Origin of the sequence: Oceanospirillum linum, from assembly GCF_001995095.2 — a bacterium.
In the GTDB taxonomy this organism is placed as follows: Bacteria; Pseudomonadota; Gammaproteobacteria; order Pseudomonadales; family Halomonadaceae; genus Oceanospirillum; species Oceanospirillum linum.
This window is the reverse complement of sequence record NZ_MTSD02000005.1, coordinates 53,086-77,542: the sequence shown is the minus strand read 5'-3', so window position 1 is coordinate 77,542 and position 24,457 is coordinate 53,086. Positions and strand designations below refer to the sequence as shown.

At 48.7% G+C, this 24,457-nt stretch carries 21 protein-coding genes and 8 tRNA genes; 5 read left to right on the top strand and 24 right to left on the bottom strand.

Annotated elements, in window-relative coordinates; all coding sequences use genetic code 11:
- Positions 1-54: 54 nt before the first annotated feature.
- The 6 genes from pepN to BTA35_RS12000 form a co-directional block, all read right to left on the bottom strand.
- Positions 55-2,703: an aminopeptidase N gene (pepN, locus tag BTA35_RS12025; protein ID WP_078320063.1), complete on the bottom strand. Its 2,649-nt coding sequence runs from the start codon at positions 2,701-2,703 to the stop codon at positions 55-57.
- Positions 2,704-3,016: 313 nt separating this feature from the next.
- On the bottom strand, positions 3,017-3,853 hold the full coding sequence (locus tag BTA35_RS12020) for a DUF2797 domain-containing protein (protein WP_202931250.1): 837 nt from the start codon (positions 3,851-3,853) through the stop codon (positions 3,017-3,019).
- Between the two features lie 26 nt (positions 3,854-3,879).
- The gene (locus tag BTA35_RS12015) at positions 3,880-4,125 is read right to left on the bottom strand and encodes a YeaC family protein (protein ID WP_078320062.1); all 246 of its coding nucleotides are present in this window, start codon (positions 4,123-4,125) and stop codon (positions 3,880-3,882) included.
- Between the two features lie 170 nt (positions 4,126-4,295).
- Positions 4,296-5,171 (bottom strand): rhomboid family intramembrane serine protease, encoded by an 876-nt coding sequence (locus tag BTA35_RS12010; protein WP_078320061.1) that lies wholly within the window; start codon positions 5,169-5,171, stop codon positions 4,296-4,298.
- Positions 5,172-5,547: 376 nt separating this feature from the next.
- Complete coding sequence (locus BTA35_RS12005) at positions 5,548-6,555, bottom strand: metallophosphoesterase (RefSeq protein WP_238377582.1); 1,008 nt, start codon at positions 6,553-6,555, stop codon at positions 5,548-5,550.
- Positions 6,542-7,426 (bottom strand): NAD(+) kinase, encoded by an 885-nt coding sequence (locus BTA35_RS12000; protein ID WP_078320060.1) that lies wholly within the window; start codon positions 7,424-7,426, stop codon positions 6,542-6,544. Before BTA35_RS12000 ends, BTA35_RS12005 begins: the two co-directional genes overlap by 14 nt.
- Before the next feature lie 238 nt (positions 7,427-7,664).
- On the opposite strand from BTA35_RS12000, the gene BTA35_RS11995 reads away from it, so the two are divergent.
- Positions 7,665-8,639, top strand: a complete 975-nt coding sequence (locus tag BTA35_RS11995; RefSeq protein WP_078320059.1) for a DUF1853 family protein — start codon at positions 7,665-7,667, stop codon at positions 8,637-8,639.
- Positions 8,640-8,666: 27 nt separating this feature from the next.
- Here BTA35_RS11995 and BTA35_RS11990 read toward each other — a convergent pair whose 3' ends face one another.
- A complete protein-coding gene (locus BTA35_RS11990; RefSeq protein ID WP_202931249.1) occupies positions 8,667-9,320 on the bottom strand; it encodes a LysE family translocator in 654 nt (217 codons plus the stop codon).
- Positions 9,321-9,419: 99 nt separating this feature from the next.
- Positions 9,420-9,938: an outer membrane beta-barrel protein gene (locus tag BTA35_RS11985; protein ID WP_078320058.1), complete on the bottom strand. Its 519-nt coding sequence runs from the start codon at positions 9,936-9,938 to the stop codon at positions 9,420-9,422.
- A gap of 287 nt (positions 9,939-10,225) precedes the next feature.
- Between BTA35_RS11985 and zntR the strand changes: the two genes are divergently transcribed.
- On the top strand, positions 10,226-10,669 hold the full coding sequence (zntR, locus tag BTA35_RS11980; protein WP_078320057.1) for a Zn(2+)-responsive transcriptional regulator: 444 nt from the start codon (positions 10,226-10,228) through the stop codon (positions 10,667-10,669).
- Positions 10,656-11,756, top strand: a complete 1,101-nt coding sequence (locus tag BTA35_RS11975; RefSeq protein WP_078320056.1) for an SO_0444 family Cu/Zn efflux transporter — start codon at positions 10,656-10,658, stop codon at positions 11,754-11,756. Before zntR ends, BTA35_RS11975 begins: the two co-directional genes overlap by 14 nt.
- A gap of 122 nt (positions 11,757-11,878) precedes the next feature.
- Here BTA35_RS11975 and BTA35_RS11970 read toward each other — a convergent pair whose 3' ends face one another.
- The 8 genes from BTA35_RS11970 to BTA35_RS11935 form a co-directional block, all read right to left on the bottom strand.
- Complete coding sequence (locus BTA35_RS11970; RefSeq protein WP_078320055.1) at positions 11,879-12,553, bottom strand: class II aldolase/adducin family protein; 675 nt, start codon at positions 12,551-12,553, stop codon at positions 11,879-11,881.
- A 63-nt stretch (positions 12,554-12,616) separates the two neighbouring features.
- The gene (locus BTA35_RS11965; protein WP_078320054.1) at positions 12,617-13,261 is read right to left on the bottom strand and encodes a histidine phosphatase family protein; all 645 of its coding nucleotides are present in this window, start codon (positions 13,259-13,261) and stop codon (positions 12,617-12,619) included.
- A gap of 20 nt (positions 13,262-13,281) precedes the next feature.
- Positions 13,282-14,070 carry an adenosylcobinamide-GDP ribazoletransferase gene (locus BTA35_RS11960; RefSeq protein ID WP_160055213.1) on the bottom strand — a complete coding sequence of 263 codons (789 nt, stop codon included), beginning with the start codon at positions 14,068-14,070 and terminating at the stop codon, positions 13,282-13,284.
- Positions 14,060-15,151, bottom strand: a complete 1,092-nt coding sequence (gene cobT, locus BTA35_RS11955; RefSeq protein ID WP_078320052.1) for a nicotinate-nucleotide--dimethylbenzimidazole phosphoribosyltransferase — start codon at positions 15,149-15,151, stop codon at positions 14,060-14,062. Before cobT ends, BTA35_RS11960 begins: the two co-directional genes overlap by 11 nt.
- A 103-nt stretch (positions 15,152-15,254) precedes the next feature.
- Positions 15,255-16,619, bottom strand: coding sequence for a Dyp-type peroxidase (locus tag BTA35_RS11950; RefSeq protein WP_078320185.1), 1,365 nt, complete (start codon positions 16,617-16,619; stop codon positions 15,255-15,257).
- A gap of 34 nt (positions 16,620-16,653) precedes the next feature.
- Positions 16,654-17,661: a 1-aminocyclopropane-1-carboxylate deaminase/D-cysteine desulfhydrase gene (locus BTA35_RS11945; RefSeq protein WP_078320051.1), complete on the bottom strand. Its 1,008-nt coding sequence runs from the start codon at positions 17,659-17,661 to the stop codon at positions 16,654-16,656.
- 10 nt (positions 17,662-17,671) lie between these two features.
- The gene (locus BTA35_RS11940; protein ID WP_078320050.1) at positions 17,672-18,130 is read right to left on the bottom strand and encodes a YaiI/YqxD family protein; all 459 of its coding nucleotides are present in this window, start codon (positions 18,128-18,130) and stop codon (positions 17,672-17,674) included.
- Between the two features lie 140 nt (positions 18,131-18,270).
- The gene (locus BTA35_RS11935) at positions 18,271-20,310 is read right to left on the bottom strand and encodes an NADPH-dependent 2,4-dienoyl-CoA reductase (protein WP_078320184.1); all 2,040 of its coding nucleotides are present in this window, start codon (positions 20,308-20,310) and stop codon (positions 18,271-18,273) included.
- Between the two features lie 146 nt (positions 20,311-20,456).
- On the opposite strand from BTA35_RS11935, the gene BTA35_RS11930 reads away from it, so the two are divergent.
- Positions 20,457-21,482 (top strand): AraC family transcriptional regulator, encoded by a 1,026-nt coding sequence (locus BTA35_RS11930; protein WP_078320049.1) that lies wholly within the window; start codon positions 20,457-20,459, stop codon positions 21,480-21,482.
- A 109-nt stretch (positions 21,483-21,591) separates the two neighbouring features.
- Here the strand turns inward: BTA35_RS11930 and BTA35_RS11925 are convergent.
- From BTA35_RS11925 to BTA35_RS11890, 8 genes are all read right to left on the bottom strand, one after another.
- Positions 21,592-21,668 (bottom strand) — tRNA-Asp (locus BTA35_RS11925).
- 45 nt (positions 21,669-21,713) lie between these two features.
- Positions 21,714-21,789 (bottom strand) — tRNA-Val (locus BTA35_RS11920).
- Positions 21,790-21,819: 30 nt separating this feature from the next.
- Positions 21,820-21,896: transfer RNA gene (locus tag BTA35_RS11915), tRNA-Asp, on the bottom strand.
- Positions 21,897-21,932: 36 nt separating this feature from the next.
- Positions 21,933-22,008: transfer RNA gene (locus BTA35_RS11910), tRNA-Val, on the bottom strand.
- Between the two features lie 72 nt (positions 22,009-22,080).
- Positions 22,081-22,157, bottom strand: a tRNA-Asp gene (locus BTA35_RS11905).
- Between the two features lie 52 nt (positions 22,158-22,209).
- Positions 22,210-22,285 (bottom strand) — tRNA-Val (locus BTA35_RS11900).
- A gap of 16 nt (positions 22,286-22,301) precedes the next feature.
- Positions 22,302-22,378: transfer RNA gene (locus BTA35_RS11895), tRNA-Asp, on the bottom strand.
- A 47-nt stretch (positions 22,379-22,425) separates the two neighbouring features.
- Positions 22,426-22,501: transfer RNA gene (locus tag BTA35_RS11890), tRNA-Val, on the bottom strand.
- Positions 22,502-23,017: 516 nt separating this feature from the next.
- Between BTA35_RS11890 and ccoN the strand changes: the two genes are divergently transcribed.
- Positions 23,018-24,436, top strand: a complete 1,419-nt coding sequence (gene ccoN / locus BTA35_RS11885; protein ID WP_078320048.1) for a cytochrome-c oxidase, cbb3-type subunit I — start codon at positions 23,018-23,020, stop codon at positions 24,434-24,436.
- Positions 24,437-24,457: the final 21 nt, after the last annotated feature.

The window sequence follows — 24,457 nt, the reverse complement described above, 5'->3', positions numbered from 1 at the left end:
AAAACCCAAGCCAAGGCTTGGGTTTTTTTATGACATCGGATCTCAATGCACCTTCTATGGCAGCGCTTTCTGAACCACTTCAAACAGATCTTTTGACAGGTCAGCGGCTGCAATACGCTGCAACTCCGCCTGCATCAGCTGCTGACGCTTAGCATCCATCTTTTGCCAACGGGTCAGCGGGGTTATCAGTCGAGAAGCAATCTGTGGATTCATCCCATCCAGCTCCAGCACCACATCCGCCAGGAACTGATAACTTAAACCATCAATGCTGTGGAAATTAACCCGGTTCTGATTACAGTAAACACTAATCAATGAACGCACTTTATTAGGATTCTTCAGACTAAACGCCGGATGCTCCATCAGGGCTTTCACTCTCGCTAAAGCGTCAGGGTGAGGTCGGCTGGCCTGAACCTGGAACCACTGATCCATTACCAGTGCATCATCTTTCCACTGCTGCTCAAAGCTTTCCAGAGCTGCTTTAGCTTTCTCATCCTGCTTAGAGTGCACCAAAGCAGTCAGAGCAGCATGCTGATCGGTCATATTATCTGCCGTGCTGAATTGCTGCCAACTGCGCTCAACTACGGCATCGGCTTCCAGTGTCATCAGATAGGACTGGCAGATATTTTTCAGACGCCGCTTGGCGATATCCTCCGCCAGAGGTCGATACTCCCCGGTCAGCTGATTTGCCGCAACAGTCTGTTCCAGCTCAGCATTCAGAGTCTCAGCCAGTGTTTTACGGGCAATATTACGACAAGCATGAATCGCATCAACCGGTACGATATCGAACTGCTCTGCCAGATACGCTTCCCCTGGCAGCATCAGCATCTCGGCAAGAATAGCGGGGTTAAGACCTGATTCGAATAAGCCTTTGTAAGCCTCAGTCAGTGCAGAGTCAAGCTTAGGTATCTGGCCCGCCTCAAACTGAGTAACCATCGCTTTAAGGGCAGTAATAGCCAGTCGCTGACCCGCATCCCATCGGTTAAAACCATCTGAGTCATGGCGCATCAGATGCAGTAATTGTGCTTGGGTATAACCGAAATCCAGCTTAACGGGAGCTGAGAACCCACGCAGCAGAGAGGGTACAGGCTCTTCATCAATATTTTCAAAAACGAAAACCTGCTCAGCTTCACGCAGATGCAACACCCGGTCGTGATCACCCTGTGCACCTGATGCTTCCCCGGCAGAGAGTGTTAAAGGCATATCGGCACCAGCCCCATTCAACAGACCCACTTTAACGGGAATATGCAGCGGCAGTTTCTCTGGCTGATCTTTCGTTACCGGCGTTTGCTGCTTAATCGTTAGTGTGTACTGCTGAGCCGCAGCGTCATAGTGGCCGCTAACCGTAAGCTCTGGTGTACCTGACTGGCTATACCAGCGCATAAACTGACTAAAATCGATACCCGAAGCGTCCGCCATGGCCCCAATAAAGTCTTCCACGGTAACCGCTTGGCCATCGTGACGCTCAAAATAAAGATCAGACCCTTTGCGGAACAGATCCGGCCCTAACAGATTGGCAATCATCCGCACAATCTCAGAACCTTTTTCGTAGATCGTCAGGGTATAAAAATTAGAAATTTCAATAAAATGATCCGGCCGTACCGGGTGCGCCGTTGGGCCGGCGTCTTCTGCAAACTGCGCCGTACGCAACATCGCAACATCTTCAATACGCTTCACAGCCTCATCATTCATATCCGCCGAAAAGCACTGATCCCGGTAAACCGTAAAACCCTCTTTCAGGGAGAGCTGGAACCAGTCCCGGCAGGTAACCCTATTACCGGACCAGTTATGGAAATACTCGTGGGCAACAACGCCTTCAATACGCTGAAAAGCACCATCAGTGGCTGTATCCGGACGCGCCAGCACACAGGAAGAATTAAAGATATTCAGACCTTTGTTTTCCATTGCTCCCATATTAAAGTCGTTAACTGCAACGATCATGTAAATATCAAGATCATACTCCCGGCCATAAACCTCTTCGTCCCATTTCATAGCCGCTTTCAGCGATGCCATGGCATGATCACACTTGGTGATATTCTCCGGCTCTACCCAGATTTCCAACGCCACCTCACGGCCACTCATGGTCGTAAAGGTGTCTTTCACCACCTGCAGATCGCCGGCCACCAGAGCAAAGAGATAAGCAGGCTTATCAAAAGGGTCCTGCCAGACAACAAAGTGGCGATTGTTATCCAGTTCACCTTTTTTGACTGGATTACCATTGGAGAGCAGAACAGGGTATTCGGTTTTATCGGCGATCACTGTGGTAGTGAACGCAGCCATCACATCCGGGCGATCCGGATAATAAGTGATCTTGCGGAAACCCTCTGCTTCACACTGCGTGCAGAACATTGTATTGGAACGATACAAGCCTTCCAGTGAGGTGTTATTGGCAGGGTCGATCTGGACATCAGTCTTCAATACAAACTGATCCGGCACATCAGGAATAATCAGTTGCTCCGCTGTGATCTGGTATTGGCTTTCCGACAAAGGCTGACCATCTATCTCAACGGAGATCAGCTTAAGCTCATTACCATGTAGCTCAAGCGGGAGTCCGGCATTTCGTTCTTGATTTCGGGTAAAAGTGATTGTACTGCGTACCCGTGTTTCATGGGGAGACAGGTCAAACTCCAGATTCACAGTCTGAATCAGAAAGGCCGGTGGCAAATAATCTTTAAGATAAATAATGTCGTTGTTTACTGAACTCATAACACACCCAATAAGCAGATATAAATTATAAAATTACAACAGGGTACACCGCGTCAAAAAGTACTGCCTGAGACATCAGCGTGATCTCATTCGGAAACATCAGCTTTACTTCAGATGAAGATACCTAACACCATTAACCAACCTATATCACTTCTGATATCTGAATTGGGTTATCAGGTTAAGATAAAACATGACGGTTCGCTCCCTGCGTAATGGCGTAAGTCATTAAAAGCAATGTACAGACTGGTGCAAACTGATTCATGATTCGGTTGCCGGGCAATGATGTTTATCACTGCGTGTTGCGTGTTCTGAATCAACCGTCCTCTGAGATCTCAAGATCCACGTGATAGGCGCTAAACTTACGGATATTAAGTACTCCGGAGTCCAGTATCAGATACTGCCCTTTGATTCCGCGCAGGGTACCTTCCACTTCAGGAGTCTTATCCAGATTAAGCGCCGTCACCTTTTCCGGATGTTGAACAACGGGGTAACTGAAAACAAATGGCTTAGCATCCAACAAGGGATAGATAGCCTCCAGACCGAATTCAGCCTGCAACGCCGAAATCTCATCTTTTGCCAATTCCAATAAACGATCCCGCTCCGCCAATAAGTCAATCTCAGGGCTAAGCCCTTTAAGCATATTTCGCCAGTTCGTTCTGTCTGAAGCATGCTGACGGATCGCATCTTCAACCAAACCTGATTGTTTGCGGGTCTTAACCCGAAAGATAGGCAATGCTGCCAGAGCCCCCTGATCCATCCAGCGGGTTGGGATCTGGGTTTCACGGGTAATACCAACTTTTAAACCGGAGGAATTAGCCAGATAGACAATATGATCCTGAAAACAGAACTTTTCACCCCACTCCGGCTCCCGGCAAGTCCCTGCATCATAGTGACACTTTTCCGGACTCATAATACAAGTATCACACTGCGCTAATTTCTTAAAACACGGATAACAGAAGCCTTGTGAATAACTTTTTTTCGTTTTTCGGCCGCAGTGACTGCAGTTAATCGCACCATGAAAGCTGAACTTCAGCTTTTTACCTACCAGATCATTGAGCATAACCACTGTATCACCCAGCTCCAGACTATAGCTGACTGGCTGGGTATCCTGAGTGAACATTTTATGCAACTGACCGGAAACAAGCGTCATATAATCTCCTAAATTTTCCAGTAGGCTCAATGCATTATTTTGATAATGTCTGTGTGCTCTTTATCACTTTCACATTGATCTTCCATAAAACCCACTCGATCCTGAGCTGGCATATCATGCTGAATTTCAAACAGAATCACAGCTTCCATACAGAGTTCAACCTGCTCTTCCGTCAGGCGAACGCCGTTCGGCCATTTACGCAGTTCTACCGCCTGACGTAGGCTGGCGTAAATTTCCGGAGTCATATTCTGAATCATATCTTGCAGGGTCATGGGGGAGCTCCATAGTCAGTAAATAGCCGCTCATACGCAACAGCCGAAGTTAATGCAGGGATTATATCGTATCTGCTGGTTCCAAGTGTTGCAGATAACAGCTTAAAAATACGCAGTAATTTAACATTCAGAGCGCCAAACCCTGACCTCAGTTCAACAAAGGCACGCCATTAGTAAGAACGCATATTACTCCGATTTTTACCGGAGAGTTTAACGCTTATCAGGGCCCATAAGCTGCCAGAGACCAGACCGGCTATATGAGCTGCGTTTGCAACCTCGCCAAAACCCAGCATGGATGTACCGCCCACGAGGCAGAAAACCAACCAAACCAAAAGAATAATAAATACGGGTTTACGGATAAAAAACTGGGGAGATGCGGCGAAACGATCCCAGAACCAGCAATAACCCAGCAAGGCATAAACAACGCCAGACAAACCACCGAAAAGAATATCCCCTACTATATACTGAGCCAGGTTAGCGATAACACCGCTGACCAAAAAGAGTACTGCAAGATGCCCACTTGATTGCTGGCGCTCAATCAAACGTCCCATCTCCCATACCCATAAACTATTAAAAATCAGATGCATAATGCCAAAGTGAAGAAAGACTGGAGTAATCAGTCGCCAGATTTCCCCGCCCTGAAGCGTAGGCCACAAAGGTAAATAGGCCAGCCCACGGTTGACCTGCTCAAAGGGTACAATGGTGAAATGGGCTAGCCAGTTTGGGTTTGGTTCAAAGCTGATCAGCGCAGTTATCAGACCGCTTATCAATAAAATTATCGCCGTCAAAGGCCACTGTTTCATTGCCGCCCACCCCTCTCTAAGTCCCTCCGAGGGGTCTTTTTCGGGCTCAATGGTGTAGGCCAGAGTGCCGTTTTGCCAGTCCTGAACCAGCGCCAGCAGTTCCGGGTAGTCCTTGGGATTAGCCAGAAATATCTCCTGTTTCGTCTCACTCTGACGGATCTGATGGCCAATCTTTCGTACCCATAATTCGCGACTTAATTCAGCCAAATCTTTATCCGCTGGCAGTTCCAGTACTTTTATCATAAGAACCTCTACATCAGAAAACAGGCATAAAAAAATCCGGCAGCATGGTACGTGCTGCCGGATTAACTCGCTGGAGGAACATCCTGTCACTCATCTTACTTTGCTTTTTGAAACGGGCTTACTCAGTGAGCAAGCTCTATTCAGTAAAGCAAGGCTCAAATCACTCGACACAGGCAAAATGGAACCTACTCTCCTGTACCCATAAACCGGTACCGTAGGCATATAACCTCAGTCGATATCATGAACCTCAGGTTACGTGAACAACCGATGCTCAGAAAGTAACCATACTCTTAGTATGCGTCCATTTCTTAAAGTTCCAAGCTCTTGCAGTAAAAAACTCCACAAAGATGATCTCAAGGCAGCTCTTTGCAACCTGCTAACTCTGTCTCTCTCGGTTCTCATCACGATCAACAGAGATCCAGACAAAGTTACGGGCATCCAGCTGAGTCTCACCACTGTACCGATAGCAAGCCAGCTTGCCATATTTCACAGCACTATAATCAAGACAGGCTATATTCGGTGTAACAAGGGCCGGCACACCTTCACACCAATAGTGACCAATAAACAGAGGACGTTCATCACGGGCATAATGCAGCAAGGCGGCTTTCTCCTGCTCACTCAAAGCCCGGTCTTCGAGATTTCCCGGCAAATTATCCGGCTGAAAAATCACATCACCGTATGTTTTAGGATTCTCAGCCCAGAAATGAGTGCGAAAGGTCCTACGGGTAAAACCATCACCACCATGGATTTCTATACCTTCCGGCAGACGGATATGGCTACCCCGTGTCAGGTGCTCCATCAGGTGAAAACCAAAACTTCCCGGCTGAACAGACTCAATCAATAGGTCATAAGTGATCTTGTCAGTAGAATATTCATCCCGGAGTCTCTGTATTAATCTTCTGTCCCAACTGGCATGCACCACCCGAAAAGCTTCAGATTCAATATAAAGAGGTAAGGTTCTGAACCAGTCAAGATAAAGTGCCCATTCATCCTGAGCACCGGCAAACTGATCCAGGGTTTCCCGGATTAATCGGGTATGGCGCGGGTTGTGGCTGCGCAGATAATCATCGGCAAAACCTTCCGGTGCAGGGGTGCAGTACGTCAGAGCATTATGTTCATGATTCCCCATAATGCAGACTGCTTCACCCGCCTGAACCATGCTGTAAACCAGTTCCAGGGACTCCCGGATACGAGGGCCTCTGTCGACAATATCTCCCAGAAAAACAATCTTACGCTCCGGATGTCGCCAGGCACCATTGCTCTTGCGATAATCCATTTGTAATAAAAGGCGCTCAAGCGTATGGGCGCAACCATGAATATCGCCAATCAAATCGTAGCCCGAAGCATCAGGCAGGCAAGTAAAGTTGGTGTTACTGATCGCCAAAACTACTACTCCAGCCCAACTTTGTTCGGCAAATTTCGTAAAAATTATGATCTACAGGGTGAATCAGTCGCAGTTTATACGGGCGTTTTTTAACATAAAGAACATCGCCGGGCTTGGTAACAAGGTGCGTCTGACCATCACAGCTGACATGTGGGTAGGCTTCGTTATCTTCAGCAATGATAATTTTCACTTCACTACTGCCATCAACCACAATCGGACGACTGCTCAGAGTGTGGGGGAACATAGGCACAAGCACGATGGCATCCAGTTTTGGATGCATAATCGGCCCACCACCAGACAGGGAGTACGCAGTAGATCCCGTCGGAGTAGAAACAATCAAACCATCTGAGCGCTGGTTGTAAACATACTGACCCTCAATATAGAGGTCAAATTCAATCATGCGGGCAGACTTACCCGGATGCAAAACAACATCATTTAGCCCAACGGCATTACCAACAGGCTCGCCATTGCGATAAACCTCAGCATCCAACATAAAACGGGTTTCAGTAATATACTGGCCATCCAGCACTTCACCAACACGCTCTTCGAGCTCGTTTGGTGATATATCCGTTAAAAAACCCAGCCGGCCGCGGTTTACCCCTAAAACCGGAGTATTGTATTTGGCAATAGCACGGGCAGCACCCAAAAGGCTGCCATCCCCACCAACTACAATCACCAGATCACTGACTTCACCAATCAGTTTACGACTGACTTCCTGCAGACCATGGCCGGGCATTACCTCGCCAACCTGATCTTCAATAATGATGTGCAGATCGCGTTCTTGCAGGTAGCGGATCAGCCGCTTCATTGTGTCCACAACCTTAGTGCTACCCAATCGCCCGATTAGGCCAATATTTTTAAATTGTTCCATCTGCCGTCTTATGATTCGTTTGGTGTGGATGTAAGCTTCCCAAAAAAAGAAAAGCCGGTTATAACCTGGCAAAAACCCGGTATTTGCATACTCTGTAGGATATTCTCCAAAATGCGGAGAAGATATACAACATCCGATATACTCGGAAAAAGGATCAACTATCACCAAAATTTGCTGCTAACAGCCCTAAAATCAACGCCTAATACCCAAAAGCAACGACTACTAAGTAAGAGATGCCATGTACTCACCGGAAATATTTCAGCATCAGGCGGTCAGGGATCTGGTCTGGCTATTAACCACGCAGCAGCTGTGCCATTGTACTGCAGAAAGCTGGCAAATACCCCCTCCTGACTGGGATAGCTTAATACAGCTTGACCAATGCCCAAAAACGATTGAAGCCTATTTATCCGGAAAAAAAGCTCAGCGCTTAGGTCATTATCACGAACAGTTATGGCTGTTTTATTTCCGACAACACCCTTCTTTGCAGTTGCTGGCCAGCAACCTTGTCATTCAGGGAGAACAACGAACTCTGGGTGAGTTTGACGTTTTGGTTCTGGATCACAGAGATGGATTAATCTGGCACCTGGAACTGGCAATTAAATTTTATCTGGGTACACAAACTGGCTGGGGATCACCTGAAAAATGGAGCCACTGGCTGGGCGCTGCCTGCCAGGATAGCATGGAGCACAAGTGGCAGCGGCTTTTCACACAGCAGCTGACTTTGTCTGAAGACAAAGAAGTGCGCCGAAAACTATCAGAGCATACAGGCGAAAACGGTGTATATCTTATACCTGACCGATCCAGTGCTTTGACCCGGGGCTGTCTTTTTTACCCAGGTTCTGCCGCGGAAGGCGTATTACCAGAGCCTGAGGGTATGAACCCAAATCACCAGAAAGGTCAATGGATCACACTGAAACAATGGCTAAAACAAAAAGACCAGCGCACAAACTATCAGTGGCGGGTCTGTCGCAAACCTCACTGGATGGCACCTATTGTGGCACCGGAATGGCTCTCAGAAACAGTTCTCACTGAGAGGCTGGTCAGCGCACTAAAAACGTCGCCGGAAGCCACAGAGGCAGCAGTCAGAAAGAAAAATAAAAAACCACAGATAGGAGCTGAAGGCATGTTATTGGAAAACCGCTCAGGAGAGCGGCTTTTTGTTGTTGCCGATAACTGGCCCGGCTATCTTCCGTTACCTTGGAGTAGGCTGTAACGCAATAATATCAGTGTTTCAAATACACTACCCTTGGGAAGCAGTGGCTAGTTTGCCAGCCAGTGCAATCAGAGCGACACCTGTGACACGTTCAATCCAGTGGCTGATTCTTCTGAAGAAAGCACGAACCTGTCCACGGGACAGAAACAAAGCTAACCCGGTAAACCAGAGTCCGGTCATCACCGTCATCCACGCCCCATAAAACCCTTGAATCCAGACAGGAGTCGCCGGGCTGATCACGACAGAAAACAAAGATACAAAAAAGAGTGTTGCCTTAGCATTCAGCACGTTAGTCAGAAAACCCAGACGCCAGGCTTTCCAGGCTGTTGCTGCATTTACATCACGATCCTGGCTAAGACCATCTGCAGACTCTTCATCGGATGGTTTTGCTTTCAGGCACTGCCACCCAACCCATAACAGATAGGCCGCACCTAAAACTTTAAGTACCGTAAAGGCCGTGGTCGACTGAGCAATCAGAATACCCAGCCCCAATAAAGAATAGGTAACATGAACCAGAATACCACTGCCTATTCCAACAGCGGTCCAGACACCTGAGCGACTACTGGCACAAAGGCTTTGACGTAAAATAACCGCAAAATCAGGCCCAGGACTTGCAACAGCCAAAAAATGTACAACAACAACCGTTAAGAATTCCGGCCAATACAAAAATAACTCAGACACAAATCCTCTCCTGAATTTAATTCCATAATTAACTTATGCGTCATCAAAACAAAAAAGAGCCAGCAAAGCTGACTCTTTGAATAAATAACCAGCGCTATATCAGAAACGAACACCAAGTCCAATATTGATCGCATCCAGTGACTCGTCATAACTCATATAGTCAGCATTAAAATACCAATCACGCCATAGCGTCAGCTCAGCTCCGCCCCCGTATGAGATACTTTTTACGTTCTCAACCACACCGGCATTATCAAACTGTGATGCAGCAAACCCTACTAAGCCTTTAATTTGAAGCCGGCCCAATGGCAGGGCGCCACGGGCATAAACGCCAACAGAGTACTCATGGGCGCCATCACCTACAGCCAACTGGGTTTCCGCAGATACAAACTCCTCGAAACGCTGTCCAAATGTCAGTCGGGTAGAGTTACCGGAGTCGGTCGCTGTTCCGCTATAACTGTAGCTCATCATATCAATACCAGCATAAGTATAAGACTGCTGATAAACATCAACTCTCGGATTGCTGTCTCCTGCCTGGCGATAGACCGGAGCCGCTTCAGATGGAATGGAAGCTAGGGTAGCCGCTACGGCTAGGGTACTGGCGATGATACGATGCTTCATCGGTTAACCTCTGTTTATATTCTTATATCCCCGGCAGGTGTGACCTGCCGATTTGGTTTTAGATTAACACAATTATCGGCAACCATAAGCCTCACTTAAAACCCTGATAACCATTTTTTCCCCAGATGTCCCTGAGTATCAGAAATATACAAAGTACACAGACAGTTAATAGTCAGTACACACCCGGCTCCTGGTGACAAACACATCAGCATATCGCATCAATTCACCCTTGACCCTATAGTTAGCTACAGGGTTTATAATTTTGGAAAAATGAAGAGGTCAACCAGATGTCCGGTTCTTATAAAATTGGCTCATTAGCAAAAGCTAGCGGTGTTTCTGTGGAAACCCTGCGCTTTTATGAGAAGCAGGGCCTCCTCCCGGAACCCAATCGTTCAGAGTCAGGTTATCGCCTGTATCCGGAAAGTGCCCGGAATCAGGTTGAGTTTATTCTGCGAGCCAAAGCCGTTGGTTTTTCCCTAAAGGATATTGCGGGACTCCTGGATCTGGAGGTCAACCGGGAACAGGAGACCTGTCAGACAGTAAAGCGTTTTGCTGAAGAGAAGCTAATGGAAATCGAAAATAAAATTCAGGAGTTACAGCAGATGCGCACTGCGCTGAAGCAGATTACTGATGCCTGCTGTGGCGGCCCCTTACCGGCCAGCCACTGCACAATTCTTACCGCACTGGCGGATGGTCATCCAGATAAGGAAAAACAGCATGCTACTTATTGAAAATTTCTACCTCCTTTTCCTTGATGCTGCGCCCTGGTTATTGGGAGGCCTGGTTGTTGCGGGCTTGATTCATAGTTTTGTCTCCACAGACACACTCGCCCGACACCTTGGGTCTGACAGCGTTAGCGCAACCGTAAAAGCGGCCCTTTTTGGTGCGCCTTTGCCTTTATGTTCCTGCAGCGTTATTCCCGCAGCCATAAGCCTCAGGCGCAGTGGGGCATCCAAAAGTGCAACCGTATCTTTTCTGATTGCCACACCGGAGACCGGTGTCGACTCTGTGCCTGTTTCTTATGCGCTATTGGGACCTTTTATGGCGATTATCCGCCCCATTGCCGCCATCCTGAGTGCTATAACCGCAGGCCTGATGACATTAATATTTTGCGATGAGCCGGATCAAAAGCGGTCAGAGAACAAAAGCACCGAAGCAGCAGGTGGTTGCTGCAGTAAAAAAAGTGGCTGTTCTTCCGTTAAATCCAGTGAGCCGGAACAAAAACCAAATGTGTTGAACCGTTTTATTCAGGGACAACACTATGCCTTTGTCGACATATTTAACGATATGGCCGGCTGGCTTATGGTGGGCCTCATATTGGCTGCAATGACACTGACCTGGGTACCGGAGCAGTTTCTGACTCAGTGGGGCAGTGGTTTTACCGCAATGGTGGTCATGGCGCTGGTAGGTATTCCTATGTACATTTGCGCTACTGCATCAACACCTGTTGCAGCGGGTTTATTACTATCCGGTATATCCCCCGGTGCTGTACTGGTGTTTATGCTGGCGGGACCTGCCACGAATATGGCAACGCTGGGAATTGTTAAGCGGGAACTGGGTGGCAAAGCACTTGCCTGTTATCTGGGTGGTGTCGTTAGTATTGCGTTTATCTCCGGGTTAACCACTAATGCTCTGGTCCACTATTTTAAAATTGATATTAACGCCCAACTTGCTGCCAGTGAACATTTATTACCGGAGTGGCTGATGGTGATATCCGCACTGGCTCTTGTTGCTCTGATGATCAACTATGTACGGAGCAAGCTACCCAAGCAAACCGATGGTGCCGACCTCGGACTAAACTCATCATCAGCGAAATAATAAAACGAACGCTGTGCCAATCTGAGCCCCATACACGCAAATTTACGGGTATGGGGCTCTTAAACAAAATGCTGTCTGCACAAAAAAACCAACAGGCGATAAACCGGAAAGCGGCCAGGTGATCAGAAGTACTGGCTACCAGCAGGATGCTCCCCTGTCTCAATTGCATCATTCAACTCAAATGTTCTGGCCCACTGAAAAGTATTCAGCATAGCCATACCTGCTTCATTCATATCCCGGCCAAAACTGACTACGCCGTCTTCATGGCCAGCCATAGCGAATACAGTGTTGAGCGACAGCAGCCCTTGCCGCCAGATATTTTTAACCGCTTGGGCCATTTCAGGTGTGCCATAAGGCACATCAGCCGGAGTTTCAGCCATCTGAAGCCGCGCCCTATTCAACCAAATCTCAGGACTGTGCACATGAATAACAGCCTGAATGGTGTCATCCAGCGCATAAACCGTACCATGGGTCAGAGCTTCGGAAGAAGGCTTCACGGGACCTTTGGCAACAATATGGTTTGTTAAAGGGTTGCAATACTCGACCAGTGCGTAATGCTCCGGTGACAACTGTTCCACCCCTCCGGTCTGGGTACCGCTGATAATAAATCCATCCCCATGCCGGATACTGATATTGCCATACCCCAAACCACCATATCGGTCGGGGCTTTGCCCGATCAACGCCAGCTGAAAAAGAGTCAGCCGCCACTGCTGTATCGCCTCAAGGGGTTCGGACGGGCAAGCCTCAGTCTTGGTGTAATCCAACCGGTATTTTATAACCCCTTCGCGCTCAGTCATTCAGATTCCTTAAAGCTAGATCGACGAATTTCATGTGTAATCATCAGCCCTTCTATCCATATATCAGGTGAAGCTTGCTGACAAAACCTCTGCAGACAGATTTAAACCTTTAAGCTGCCATAGGGCAGAACCTTCCTGATATTCCCCTGTAATATCCTCCAGCCAGCTTTGCCTGAGCCAAGCTCCTTGTTGGTAATCCACCTGTATCACCAACTGTTGCTGAAAAGGGATCTGCAGCACATGCCCCAGCACCATGCGGATAACCCCCAGATGAGTCACCAAAACCCCTCCGGTTGCCTGCCGCTGCCAGTCATGGAAAGCGGCCAACACCCGTTGCTGCATAAGGCTTGCAGATTCCCCTTCGGGGAAAGAAAAATTGAGCAGATTCTGCTGCCAACGCTCAACACTGTGCTGGCCTATATCCTGCCAGCTCAATCCTTCCCAGTGCCCAAAATTCAACTCCTGCCAGCGATCATCCAGATAGGGTGATGCACCGGCACCACGGCACTGAGCAATATAACGGGCAAGTTCTGATGCTCGCTGTAATGGGCTTGAAATTACAGGTAGGTCACAACGTTGCCCCAGCTTCTGCCAGGCGGTTGATGGTAGCTCCTCTGCGGGAAGATCTGTTGCCCCATAGCAGATCCCTGCATCGACCTGAGGCTTAAGATGACGAATCAGCAGGTAATCACAGGTCTTCGTTATCATAAAAGGTTTCCTGAATCACATCAGTTCAAAGTAGCAGCGAGGACAAGATAGATAAATGCTTCTGCTAACTGCTGCGCTCCACCGAGACAGTCGCCGGTATACCCCCCGATCCGCCGGGACCAATACCAACGAAGCCCTCTCTGTAAAAGAAACAGTACCAGTAACAGAATGACCGAGTGCAGGATACTGAGAAATAGAAGACCGGATAAACCGATAGCAGCGATAAACGCTAACTCCTTGAGCGTCAACTGGTCGCTATGACCGGAAATTTTCCGATCAGCCTCATCACGGACGTAGCTCAAACCATACATAAAGCTGGCAGAGAAGCTTCGACTCAGGGTATGCCCCAAAACAATAGCATAGGCCACCCTCTCAACAGGTATCAGATGAAGTGCTGAAAGCTTAACGGTCAGCATCAAACCTAAGCCCAGAGCGCCATATGTACCTATACGGGAATCCTTCATAATGGCGAGCACTTGCTCTTTCTGCCAGCCACCACCAAAACCATCACAGGAATCCACAAAGCCATCCTCATGGAAGGCACCCGTAAGCAAGATACCGACAATGGTGCTCAACAGAAGCGCTAACCAGCTATTATGCCAGATAGCGTAGAATCCAAGGAAAGAGAGCGCACTTAAGCCACCGACTAAAATACCAATCACCGGCAGAAAGCGGGCAGCACGACTCAGTTGCAGAGCTTCATCCGGTATCTTTTTCCATATAGGTATGCGGGTAAAGAGAACAACAGCAGCAAGCAAAAGCTGCCACTGAAACCGCCAAAAATGACCGGTTTCAGAATCAGTTGCCATTTCCGGCGCTCTTGCCTTTTTCGCCAGCAGCCACATTTTCACCACTGACCCCGGCATCGGCAAACGAAGCCATCTCATTCAGAAAAGCAACCGAGGAAGCGATCAGTGGATAAGCCACAGCAACACCACTGCCTTCCCCCAGTCGAAGGTCAAGCTGCAACAGTGGCTGCACATTCAGGTGCCCCAGCATCTTGCGATGACCACTTTCATCAGACTGATGCGTAAATACACAATAATCCAATACATCAGGGTACAGAGTCTGAGCAACCAAAAGAGCACTGGTAGCGATAAAACCATCCACCAATACCAACATTTTTAACTCTGCAGCTTTTAACATGGCGCCACATATCATCGCGATCTCAAAGCCGCCGAAACGGGCTAAAATCCGTAGAGGATTATGGTCTTTATTCCCGTTATTGTCTTCCAGATAACAAGCTGAAGCCTGCTGCAGGACTGCCAGCTTTTTCAGAACGCCTTGTTCGTCAAGTCCGGTACCCCGGCCGACACACTCCACCAGAGGAATTCCTGTTAATTGATGCATTAACAGGGCTGCGGAAGATGTATTACCAATTCCCATCTCACCAAATCCCACAACATTGCAGCCTCCGGCCGCAACACGAGCCACTTGGTCAGCACCTCGCTGGAGCGCCTGTTTAACCTGCTCATCGGTCATAGCTGCGCCATTGAGATAACTGGCTGTGCCACGGGCAATGCAGGCATCATACAACTTAGGATGCTTTGGCAACTCCCCGGCAACGCCTGAGTTAACCACTTCCAGCTCAATATCATGCTGACGACAAAATACATTAATTGCAGCACCACCCTTCAGAAAATTCAGCACCATCTGAAGAGTGACCTCCTGAGGAAAGGGGCTGACACCTTCTCGGGCAACACCGTGGTCACCCGCAAAAACTAACATATGCGGCCGTTTTAACTCAGGTCTCAGGCTTTGCTGAATCAGACCCACTTTGAGCGCAACCGATTCCAGCTGTCCAAGAGACCCTGGTGGCTTGGTTTTGGTATCAATTTTTTCCTGTAACTGTGCTGCCAGTCGCTTGTCTGTTCGAGAGATAGAAAACATGGGGGTCTCAGCTTATAAACAGGCTGAACACAGCCTGTATATTAAAAAGAATAAAGAACCTGCAAGACAGGCTGACTCATCAATAGCATCAGATTCGAAAGAATCAGTCGTCGTCTTTCAAGCCTTTTTTGCCCTCTTCGGTTAGTGTCCAGGGCAACCCAGGCTGCTGCTTGAGATTCTTCTGGGAATCAGCCTGCGAGGTCTGCGGCTGGTCTTCGTCATCTTCCAGCATCGCCTGATAAAAACTGGCAGAGTAACGGCGACCACCAGTATTGGTTGGGGTAACCGTTTTAACCTCCGGTGCTGTATCCTGATCGGATACTTTCTTTTGATCGCCCGGCTCAGTGTCCTGATTTTTCTCAACCTCAGGCTCCACTGGATTCAGGGCATCAGGGCGGACCAGGGCTTCACTTAATGGCGTATAAGCTAGCTCGGAACGGGTCGAATTCAGCTCAGCTTCTTCTTCTGCCAGCCTAAGGGCTTCAGCAGCAGCTTTCTCTTTCTTCAACTGTTCGGCTTCTGCCGCCGCCCCAACATACTTGACCAAAAAATCCCTGGAAGGTGCAAACAAAGCAGCCCCTGTTACCGCCTCTGTATACTTCAACATATGATCATAATGACCATGGGCATCGCTATAAACCATACTGGCCAGCATACGGGTAAAGTTGTCTGAAAAGCGGCAATAAGAAACAAAATACAGCCCCTGAGCACTCAGATTCCCATAGGGCATACTCTGACGAAGAATCTCAATGGCTTCACCTTCCTCATCTTTAATGCCTGTTCGCTTGATATGGGATGTCAGCGGCTTGGCATCACTTTCAAACTCAATATTATCCGCTTTACTTCGCCCAAAAACCTGCTCCTGCTCTTTAACAGAAACCTCATTCCAAACCGGCATATTGTGGACATAACGCTGAATATGAACATAACTGCCGCCAGCAAAAGACGGATCCTCATGACCAACCAGCGCCACTTTGGCCCGCTCTTCACCCTGTGGATTTTCAGTCCCATCAACAAAGCCTGTCAGATCACGACAATCCAAATAACGAAATGTCGGGATTGCTTCCTGAAGATTGGCGATCTCCCCTAACATACTGTCGATACGGCGAGCGACAATAAAGTTGATATCATGCCGATCAGAGCGGATCTGGAAATAGAGATCACAAGGTGTTTCCGGGGCAAGACGGCTACCCTGCTTCATTTCAGGAAAAGGTTTCAGGGCAACCGGTCGTCCTTGTGGATAAAGCCGATCCCATGCATCAGAGCCAATGGCGACAACACCATTAAGAGAAGGCACATCGAAAACCCGTGAACATTCATCTATCATCGCGGGGAATCGCGCAACCATATCGCGAATCAGCGGTAAGAGATCGTCATCATGGCTTAGGGTATACGTGATATAAAAACCAAATTGATTTGATTCTGCCAGAATGCCGGACTGAACATTTTTTAGGGATTGATCCTGCATAACCTTGCCTTCTCCTGTAATCTCAACCTGACCATTATGCCACGGCTGCACTTAATCCATAACCTCGCCGTCCCTGAAGGCCTCCGCTGTGTATCAAGAGTATCCTGCAGCCTTTCCTGAACTCTCCGGCCTGAAGTGACTGCCAGAAACGACAAAAAAGCTTTCCGGTATAAACCGGGTCCAGAGTCAGAGACAGACCAGGATTAAAAGTTTCAAGCCCCTCACTTAATTGAGTAATCTGCCGGATCAGATCAGGGGGGGCTTTACCATAACCACCAAAATGCCCATCAAACAGCAACTTCCAGTTTTTCTTTTCTATACCGGAATCGCTACCAGCAAGTAAGCGTTCATTAATATCGCAAGTCAGAAATTCACCGCCTTTTAAAACGGGCACACCAATAATCTGATAGTTTTTTGTCCGCCCGGTAATTAAGCCCGCCAGCGTACCCCCAGTCCCTACCGCACACCACACCTGATCCGCCTGCCAGTTTTTTTGATCACATTTACACTCTAACTGGCGTGAAAGCTCAGCAATGCCCGGGGTAGCCAAAGCACTGCTACCACCTTCAGGAACAACGAAATAGCCTGGGTACTCTCTGGTTAACTGCTCCAGCCAATCCGGATTATTTCGCTGGCGATATTCTTTCCGGCTTATAAAGTACAGTTGAGTGCCCCACACCTTTAAGTCCTGCAACATCGCACTTTTAGCGGCCAACTCCTGCTCACCTCTAATCACGGCAACGCAGGGAAGCTGCAATAGATGGCAGGAATAAGCCAAAGCATGAAGATGATTGGACCAGGCACCACCAAAAGAGAGAACACCAGACGCCCCCCGCTCCAAAGCAGCTTTAAGGTTATATTTCAGTTTGTAGGCTTTATTACCGGATATAACAGGGTGAACGTTGTCTGTACGCAAAACACAAAGCTCAACCTGCATCTCCGTTAACAGAGGATGCCGCAGTGACTGCAGCTCCGGCTCCATAAGGCAATCCAGCCACACCTGAAACTGCTTTTCCTGCAAGGGTATGTTTAAAGGGTACATTTCCGGCACGTTACTGGGCTGGTTTCACATGCTTTGCCAGAAATTTATCCAGTGCATTACCGAATTCCTGACGATCTCGGGGCCCTAAGGCAGCCGGACCTCCGGTCTGAACACCACTACTGCGCAGGTCTGACATAAAATCACGCATCATCAGGCGCTCACGGATATTATTTTTTGTGTACAGCTCCCCACGGGGGTTCAGTGCATGGGCATTTTCTTCAATGACCTCTGCTGCCAAAGGGATATCTGCTGTGATCACCAGATCACCGGGATCAAGATTCTGTACTATATAGTTATCTGCAACATCAAACCCAGGAGGTACCTGAACAGCCCGGATTTTGCAGTTTGGCGGCACAGTTAATGGCTGATTCGCAACCAGGGTCATCGGCAGATCCAGACGCTGAGAGGCCCTGAATAAAATATCTTTAATTACTTTCGGACAAGCGTCCGCGTCCACCCAGATCTGCATAATTACCGCCCGTATCAAAACAGTTATTTAAATTTCGGCATTATAAGGCAGCAAACCCGTACTGACGAATAGAGGATGTAAAAACAGAAAAGGGAGCCGAAGCTCCCTCTGTGGATCAGACCTGTTTCTGTCGTACTTTATTATAGCGTCACCGCCAAACGAAGCCCCTGATCAATTGCTCGCTTAGCATCCAGTTCAGCAGCCACATCGACTCCTCCAATCAAGTGCGGCTCTTTGCCCAGCGCCTTAAGGCCTGCTTCTAATTCCCGGCATGGCTCCTGGCCGGCACAGATAACGATATTATCCACCGGTAACAGCTCAGGTTCACCATTAATCGTCAGGTGCAAACCTTCATCATCAATTTTCAGGTAGTCACAGCCGGATAACATATTGACACTACGCTTCTGCAGCGATGCCCGATGAATCCAGCCAGTCGTTTTACCGAGCCCCTTACCTAACTTACTGGCCTTGCGCTGCATCAACCAAACCTCCCGTGCAGGCTCAGGGTTATGGGCTTCAACGCCTTCAATACCAGCACGGTGCTGAACCGTAAGATCAACACCCCACTCACGCATAAATTCATCGATATTTAAACTGGCCGACTCCCCCTTTTGCGTCAGTAGCTCAGAAACATCAAAACCGATACCCCCGGCACCCATCACGGCGACCTTCTGACCAATAGGCTTGGTGCCTGTAATGGCTTCGATGTAACTGACAACTTTCGGGTGATCAATACCCTCAATATCCGGTGTCCGTGGTGCAATACCTGTTGCCAGAATAACCTCATCAAAGTCTTTAAGATCTTCAGCTGTGACACGGGTATTCAAGCGCAGCTCAACGCCAGTAACTTCAATGCGGCGCTTAAAGTAACGCAGGGTTTCGTAAAACTCCTCTTTACCCGGAATACGCTTAGCATAATTAAACTGCCCACCAATCTCAGACCCTGCATCAAACAGGGTGACATTGTGGCCTCGCTCGGCGGCAGTCGTGGAAGCCGATAAACCCGCAGGGCCAGCCCCTACAACAGCAACGGACTTAACCTGTTTCGCAGGCAGGCTGATAATTTCTGTTTCATGGCAGGCACGGGGATTCACCAGGCACGAGGTCAGCTTCATCTGGAAGGTATGATCCAGGCAAGCCTGATTACACCCGATACAGGTGTTAATTTCATCCGCACGGTTTTCAGCAGCTTTGCTGACAAAAGCCGGATCGGCCAGAAAAGGCCGTGCCATAGAAACCATATCAGCATGACCCTCGGCCAATACTTCCTCAGCGACCTCCGGGGTGTTGATACGGTTGGTGGTAATCAACGGAATGCTAAGCTCTTGCTTCATCTGCTGTGTAACACGGGTAAAAGCAGCCCGGGGAACACTGGTGGCAATCGTCGGAACACGGGCTTCGTGCCAGCCAATACCGGTATTGATCAGGGTAGCACCGGCAGCTTCAATTCGTTTACCCAGTTCAACCACTTCCTGCCAATCGCTACCACCTTCAACCAGATCCAACATTGATAAGCGGAAAATAATAATAAAGTCTGATCCAACCTGCTGCCGAACCCTACGCACAATTTCGGTAGCAAAACGAACCCGGTTATCAAAACAACCGCCCCACTCATCCGTACGTTTGTTGGTCCGAGCAACAATAAACTGGTTAATCAGATACCCCTCAGATCCCATGATCTCAACGCCATCATAGCCAGCTTGTTGAGCCAAAGCCGCACAGTTCACATAATCCGCTACCTGTTTTTCAACCTCCTCTGCTGTTAACTCATGGGGAGGGAACGGGTTAATTGGGGCCTGAATTGCAGAGGGAGCCACAGAACGCTGAGAATAAGCATAACGACCCGCATGGAGAATCTGCATACAGATACGACCACCGGCATCGTGGACAGCATCCGTCATCACCTTGTGCTTTTCCGCCTCTTCCGGCGTACTCATCTTGGCAGAACCTTCAAAAACCGCCCCTTCTTTATTTGGAGCGATACCGCCAGTCACAATCAGAGCTACACCGTGTTTTGCACGTTCAGCATAAAACGCTGCCAGACGCTGAAAACCATTTGGGCTTTCTTCCAGATTCGTGTGCATAGAGCCCATAAGAACCCGGTTAGGCAGCGTTACAAATCCCAGGTCAAGGGGCTGAAGCAGGTTTGGATACGGCGCATGAGTATTTGCTGTTGTCATCAAAATATCCTCGGTCATCAATCAGGCTGCTCCGCAATTTAAAATCAGAGCTTTATTTTTATGTTGGCTTAACTGTAAACCATGAGCATAAAAACGTACTATCTTTAGACAACAGAATAATAACTTTAGAGAACAATCATTAACTCATGAAACTAGGCGATATTAACGTCAATATTCTGCAGTGCCTTTATCAGGCCATCACTGAGCAAGGTAAAAGTGCAGAAAGTCTCTTTTCGGACTTTGGGCTGAGGGATTTAGATCTTAGCCATCCAGACCGAAGAATCAGCATCCCCCGCTATATGCGTTTAGGCGAGCAGGCAACCCGTCTTACGGGTCGTCAGGATATTGGTATTCTGATGGGAGAAAAGTGTCGAAGCCATCACTTTGGATTGATGGGCCTGACCGCACAGTCCGCAGCAACTCTGGGCGATGCCCTGGAAACCTCGATTCGCTTCGAGCGCCTTTATAGCTCAAACAGCCGTGGGCATAGCTTTGTACGTCGCGAAGCTGAGCGCACAGGTTTTTGCTTTTATTCCATAAGCCCCTACAACCGATACAACTACTTTGTTGTCGATGCGGTATTGGGAGGCTGGTTAAGCCTACTACAGGAATGGAGTGGCAGATCTCTGTCTGAAATAAGTCAGGCAGGAGCCACAGTGGAGATTGAGTTTGAGCGCCCAGCTTATGCCGCAGCCTATCGAAAATGGAAACTTCCGGTACAGTTTTCAGCCCGGGGGAATACTCTCTGGCTCCCTAACCGCCTGTGCCAGCACAGCACCGTCAAAAGCAACCCGATTACGTTCCGTCAGCTGGAACGGCTCTGCCAGCAAGCCCTGGACGAAATATTACAAGGCAGAACACTTGTGGATAAAGTGGAGGAAGCGATTGCGATGCAACTCAGCGGTCAAACACCATCAATTAGTAGTGTCGCCCGGCACTTCAGCCTGGAACCCTGGACTCTGCAACGTCAGCTACAGTCTGAAAACGTAAGTTTCACTCAGCTACTTGATCAAACCCGCAAAGAGCTGGCAACCCGCTATATAAGGGATACAAAGCTGACTATAGGAGAAATAGCATGGTTGATGGGTTTTTCTTCGTCACCAGCATTTCAGCGGGCATTCAAACGTTGGCACGGGCAGGCACCCGGACAATACCGAAGTCAACAACAATAACAATCAGAATGGAGATGGAGCAATGGAAGATGGAGCAATGAAAATAGTATATAAGGAAAGGATTCAGATTCGGTAATGAGAATAAAACACTGAGATGAAAGCAAGCAAATGGCGGACCGGACGGGACTCGAACCCGCGACCCCCGGCGTGACAGGCCGGTATTCTAACCAACTGAACTACCGGTCCGCATAAACTTGCAAAACGCTTTAGCTGTCAAAGACAGATCTAAAGTGGTGGGTGGTACAGGGATCGAACCTGTGACCCCCAGCTTGTAAGGCTGGTGCTCTCCCGGCTGAGCTAACCACCCACGGGAGTATCAAAAAAATACCAGATCAAATGGCGGACCGGACGGGACTCGAACCCGCGACCCCCGGCGTGACAGGCCGGTATTCTAACCAACTGAACTACCGGTCCGCATATAAATCTGATCACACTAACGCTAGGCGAAAGTGGTGGGTGGTACAGGGATCGAACCTGTGACCCCCAGCTTGTAAGGCTGGTGCTCTCCCGGCTGAGCTAACCACCCACGGGATTGTCTAAAAAGACATTTCGATACATCGCCTGTTAACAGGCAATTTGCGTTGTACATATAGCTAAATGGCGGACCGGACGGGACTCGAACCCGCGACCCCCGGCGTGACAGGCCGGTATTCTAACCAACTGAACTACCGGTCCACATATAAAGCTATTTGCATTCAACCACTATATCTCTCAAATAAGAGATAAATGGTGGGTGGTACAGGGATCGAACCTGTGACCCCCAGCTTGTAAGGCTGGTGCTCTCCCGGCTGAGCTAACCACCCAACGCAACGATGAAATTGGCGGACCGGACGGGACTCGAACCCGCGACCCCCGGCGTGACAGGCCGGTATTCTAACCAACTGAACTACCGGTCCGCATATCATCAAACAAGCTACAGAGACCATTTAATGTAAGCAAAAAATGGTGGGTGGTACAGGGATCGAACCTGTGACCCCCAGCTTGTAAGGCTGGTGCTCTCCCGGCTGAGCTAACCACCCCCGCAACTTGTGGCGCAAATTATAGGGATTTATCAAACCCTGTCAAATACTTTTTTGAAAAAATTTAAATTATTTTTCAGTTAGTTAGCGTATACATTATAAGAAAAAACACAGAGTAAGAGTACATGACCCCAAAACACACAAAAGCTAGCGCAAAGCCATTAAAAAACAGCGGCTAAAACCCCTACCAATCGTAAAACCCCAATAAAACACAGGGTTATAATTATCGACCCAGATCAACAAACCCCTATCAGCGTTAGGTTTTTACGACTTTCGGCTATGCCATCCCCTTCTATTTACTGTTAAAATCCCCCCGCCTGAAAGATTCGCTAGAGGAAGCGTTGAAATCAGGTGCGATGCAATTTGATCAAGGTTTGTCTCACATGATCCAATGCCCACGGTACGGTGCGGCGGATTGTCGCGCTTCCTTGATATGCGTCATTGCCAAAAAAGCCGTTATCCAAGAGACTTCGGCTGGATTCCTTCACTTAAACTCGCTGTTAATGGGAACCTGACATGAGCACAGCAACTGAACAACCGACCTACAATTACAAGGTGGTCCGGCAGTTCGCCATCATGACAGTCGTTTGGGGTATCGTCGGTATGACCGTCGGTGTCCTGATCGCTGCTCAGCTGGTGTGGCCGGCACTAAACTTTGATACTGCATGGTCGAGCTTTGGTCGTCTTCGTCCACTGCACACTAATGCGGTTATTTTCGCCTTCGGTGGTAGCGCCTTGTTCGCTACTTCTTACTACGTCGTACAACGCACCTGTCAGGTTCGTCTGTTCTCCGACGCTCTGGCATCCTTTACCTTCTGGGGTTGGCAACTGGTAATCGTACTGGCGGCGATTACTCTGCCATTGGGTCTGACCAGCTCGAAAGAGTACGCTGAACTGGAATGGCCGATCGATATCCTGATTGCCGTAGTATGGGTTGCTTACGCAATCAACTTCCTGGCAACGGTCAAAATCCGTAAAACCTCACACATCTATGTGGCGAACTGGTTTTATGCGGCCTTTATTATCACAGTTGCTATTCTGCATATCGTTAACAGCGCAGCCCTGCCGGTAAGCTTTACTAAGTCTTACTCTGCATACTCCGGTGCTATCGATGCAATGGCGCAGTGGTGGTACGGTCACAATGCTGTAGGCTTCTTCCTGACGGCCGGCTTCTTAGGCATGATGTACTACTTCGTTCCTAAACAAGCAGAACGTCCGGTTTACTCTTACCGCCTGTCTATCGTTCACTTCTGGGCACTGATCTGTACTTATATGTGGGCTGGCCCTCACCACCTGCACTATACAGCTCTGCCTGACTGGACTCAGTCCCTAGGCATGGTGTTATCTCTGATTCTGCTTGCTCCATCATGGGGCGGTATGATCAACGGTATGATGACGCTGTCCGGTGCATGGCATAAGCTGCGCAACGATCCTATCCTTCGCTTCCTGGTTGTATCCCTGTCTTTCTATGGTATGTCTACCTTTGAAGGCCCGATGATGGCAATCAAGACAGTAAACGCACTGTCACACTACACTGACTGGACTATCGGCCACGTTCACGCCGGTGCTCTGGGTTGGGTAGCAATGATCTCTATCGGTGCTATTTATCACCTGATTCCTCGCCTGTTTGATAAAGAACAGATGCACAGCGTTAACCTGATTAACGTTCACTTCTGGCTGGCGACTATCGGTACCGTTCTTTATATCGCATCAATGTGGGTTAACGGCATCCTGCAAGGTCTGATGTGGCGCGCGGTTAACGCCGACGGCACCCTGACTTACAGCTTCGTTGAAGCTCTGGAAGCTAGCCACCCGGGCTTCCTGGTTCGCTGGATAGGCGGTGTTTTCTGGGTAACGGGCATGCTGATCATGGCATACAACGTCTGGATGACAGTACGCAATACAGAAGCCAAACCTGTTGCACAGACAGCCTGATGCCAAGGTAAGGAACGATAG

Bases quoted from the DNA above. Each gene is read 5' to 3' on its own strand.
- BTA35_RS11965 (WP_078320054.1), bottom strand. From the start codon at position 13,261: ATGATAACGAAGACCTGTGATTACCTGCTGATTCGTCATCTTAAGCCT.
- BTA35_RS11930 (WP_078320049.1), top strand. From the start codon at position 20,457: ATGAAACTAGGCGATATTAACGTCAATATTCTGCAGTGCCTTTATCAG.
- BTA35_RS11970 (WP_078320055.1), bottom strand. From the start codon at position 12,553: ATGACTGAGCGCGAAGGGGTTATAAAATACCGGTTGGATTACACCAAG.
- BTA35_RS11940 (WP_078320050.1), bottom strand. From the start codon at position 18,130: ATGCAGATCTGGGTGGACGCGGACGCTTGTCCGAAAGTAATTAAAGAT.
- ccoN (WP_078320048.1), top strand. From the start codon at position 23,018: ATGAGCACAGCAACTGAACAACCGACCTACAATTACAAGGTGGTCCGG.
- cobT (WP_078320052.1), bottom strand. From the start codon at position 15,151: ATGTTTTCTATCTCTCGAACAGACAAGCGACTGGCAGCACAGTTACAG.
- BTA35_RS12000 (WP_078320060.1), bottom strand. From the start codon at position 7,426: ATGGAACAATTTAAAAATATTGGCCTAATCGGGCGATTGGGTAGCACT.
- BTA35_RS11985 (WP_078320058.1), bottom strand. From the start codon at position 9,938: ATGAAGCATCGTATCATCGCCAGTACCCTAGCCGTAGCGGCTACCCTA.
- zntR (WP_078320057.1), top strand. From the start codon at position 10,226: ATGTCCGGTTCTTATAAAATTGGCTCATTAGCAAAAGCTAGCGGTGTT.
- BTA35_RS12015 (WP_078320062.1), bottom strand. From the start codon at position 4,125: ATGACCCTGCAAGATATGATTCAGAATATGACTCCGGAAATTTACGCC.
- BTA35_RS12020 (WP_202931250.1), bottom strand. From the start codon at position 3,853: ATGACGCTTGTTTCCGGTCAGTTGCATAAAATGTTCACTCAGGATACC.
- pepN (WP_078320063.1), bottom strand. From the start codon at position 2,703: ATGAGTTCAGTAAACAACGACATTATTTATCTTAAAGATTATTTGCCA.
- BTA35_RS12010 (WP_078320061.1), bottom strand. From the start codon at position 5,171: ATGATAAAAGTACTGGAACTGCCAGCGGATAAAGATTTGGCTGAATTA.
- BTA35_RS11960 (WP_160055213.1), bottom strand. From the start codon at position 14,070: ATGGCAACTGATTCTGAAACCGGTCATTTTTGGCGGTTTCAGTGGCAG.
- BTA35_RS11945 (WP_078320051.1), bottom strand. From the start codon at position 17,661: ATGTACCCTTTAAACATACCCTTGCAGGAAAAGCAGTTTCAGGTGTGG.
- BTA35_RS11935 (WP_078320184.1), bottom strand. From the start codon at position 20,310: ATGACAACAGCAAATACTCATGCGCCGTATCCAAACCTGCTTCAGCCC.
- BTA35_RS11975 (WP_078320056.1), top strand. From the start codon at position 10,656: ATGCTACTTATTGAAAATTTCTACCTCCTTTTCCTTGATGCTGCGCCC.
- BTA35_RS11995 (WP_078320059.1), top strand. From the start codon at position 7,665: ATGTACTCACCGGAAATATTTCAGCATCAGGCGGTCAGGGATCTGGTC.
- BTA35_RS11950 (WP_078320185.1), bottom strand. From the start codon at position 16,619: ATGCAGGATCAATCCCTAAAAAATGTTCAGTCCGGCATTCTGGCAGAA.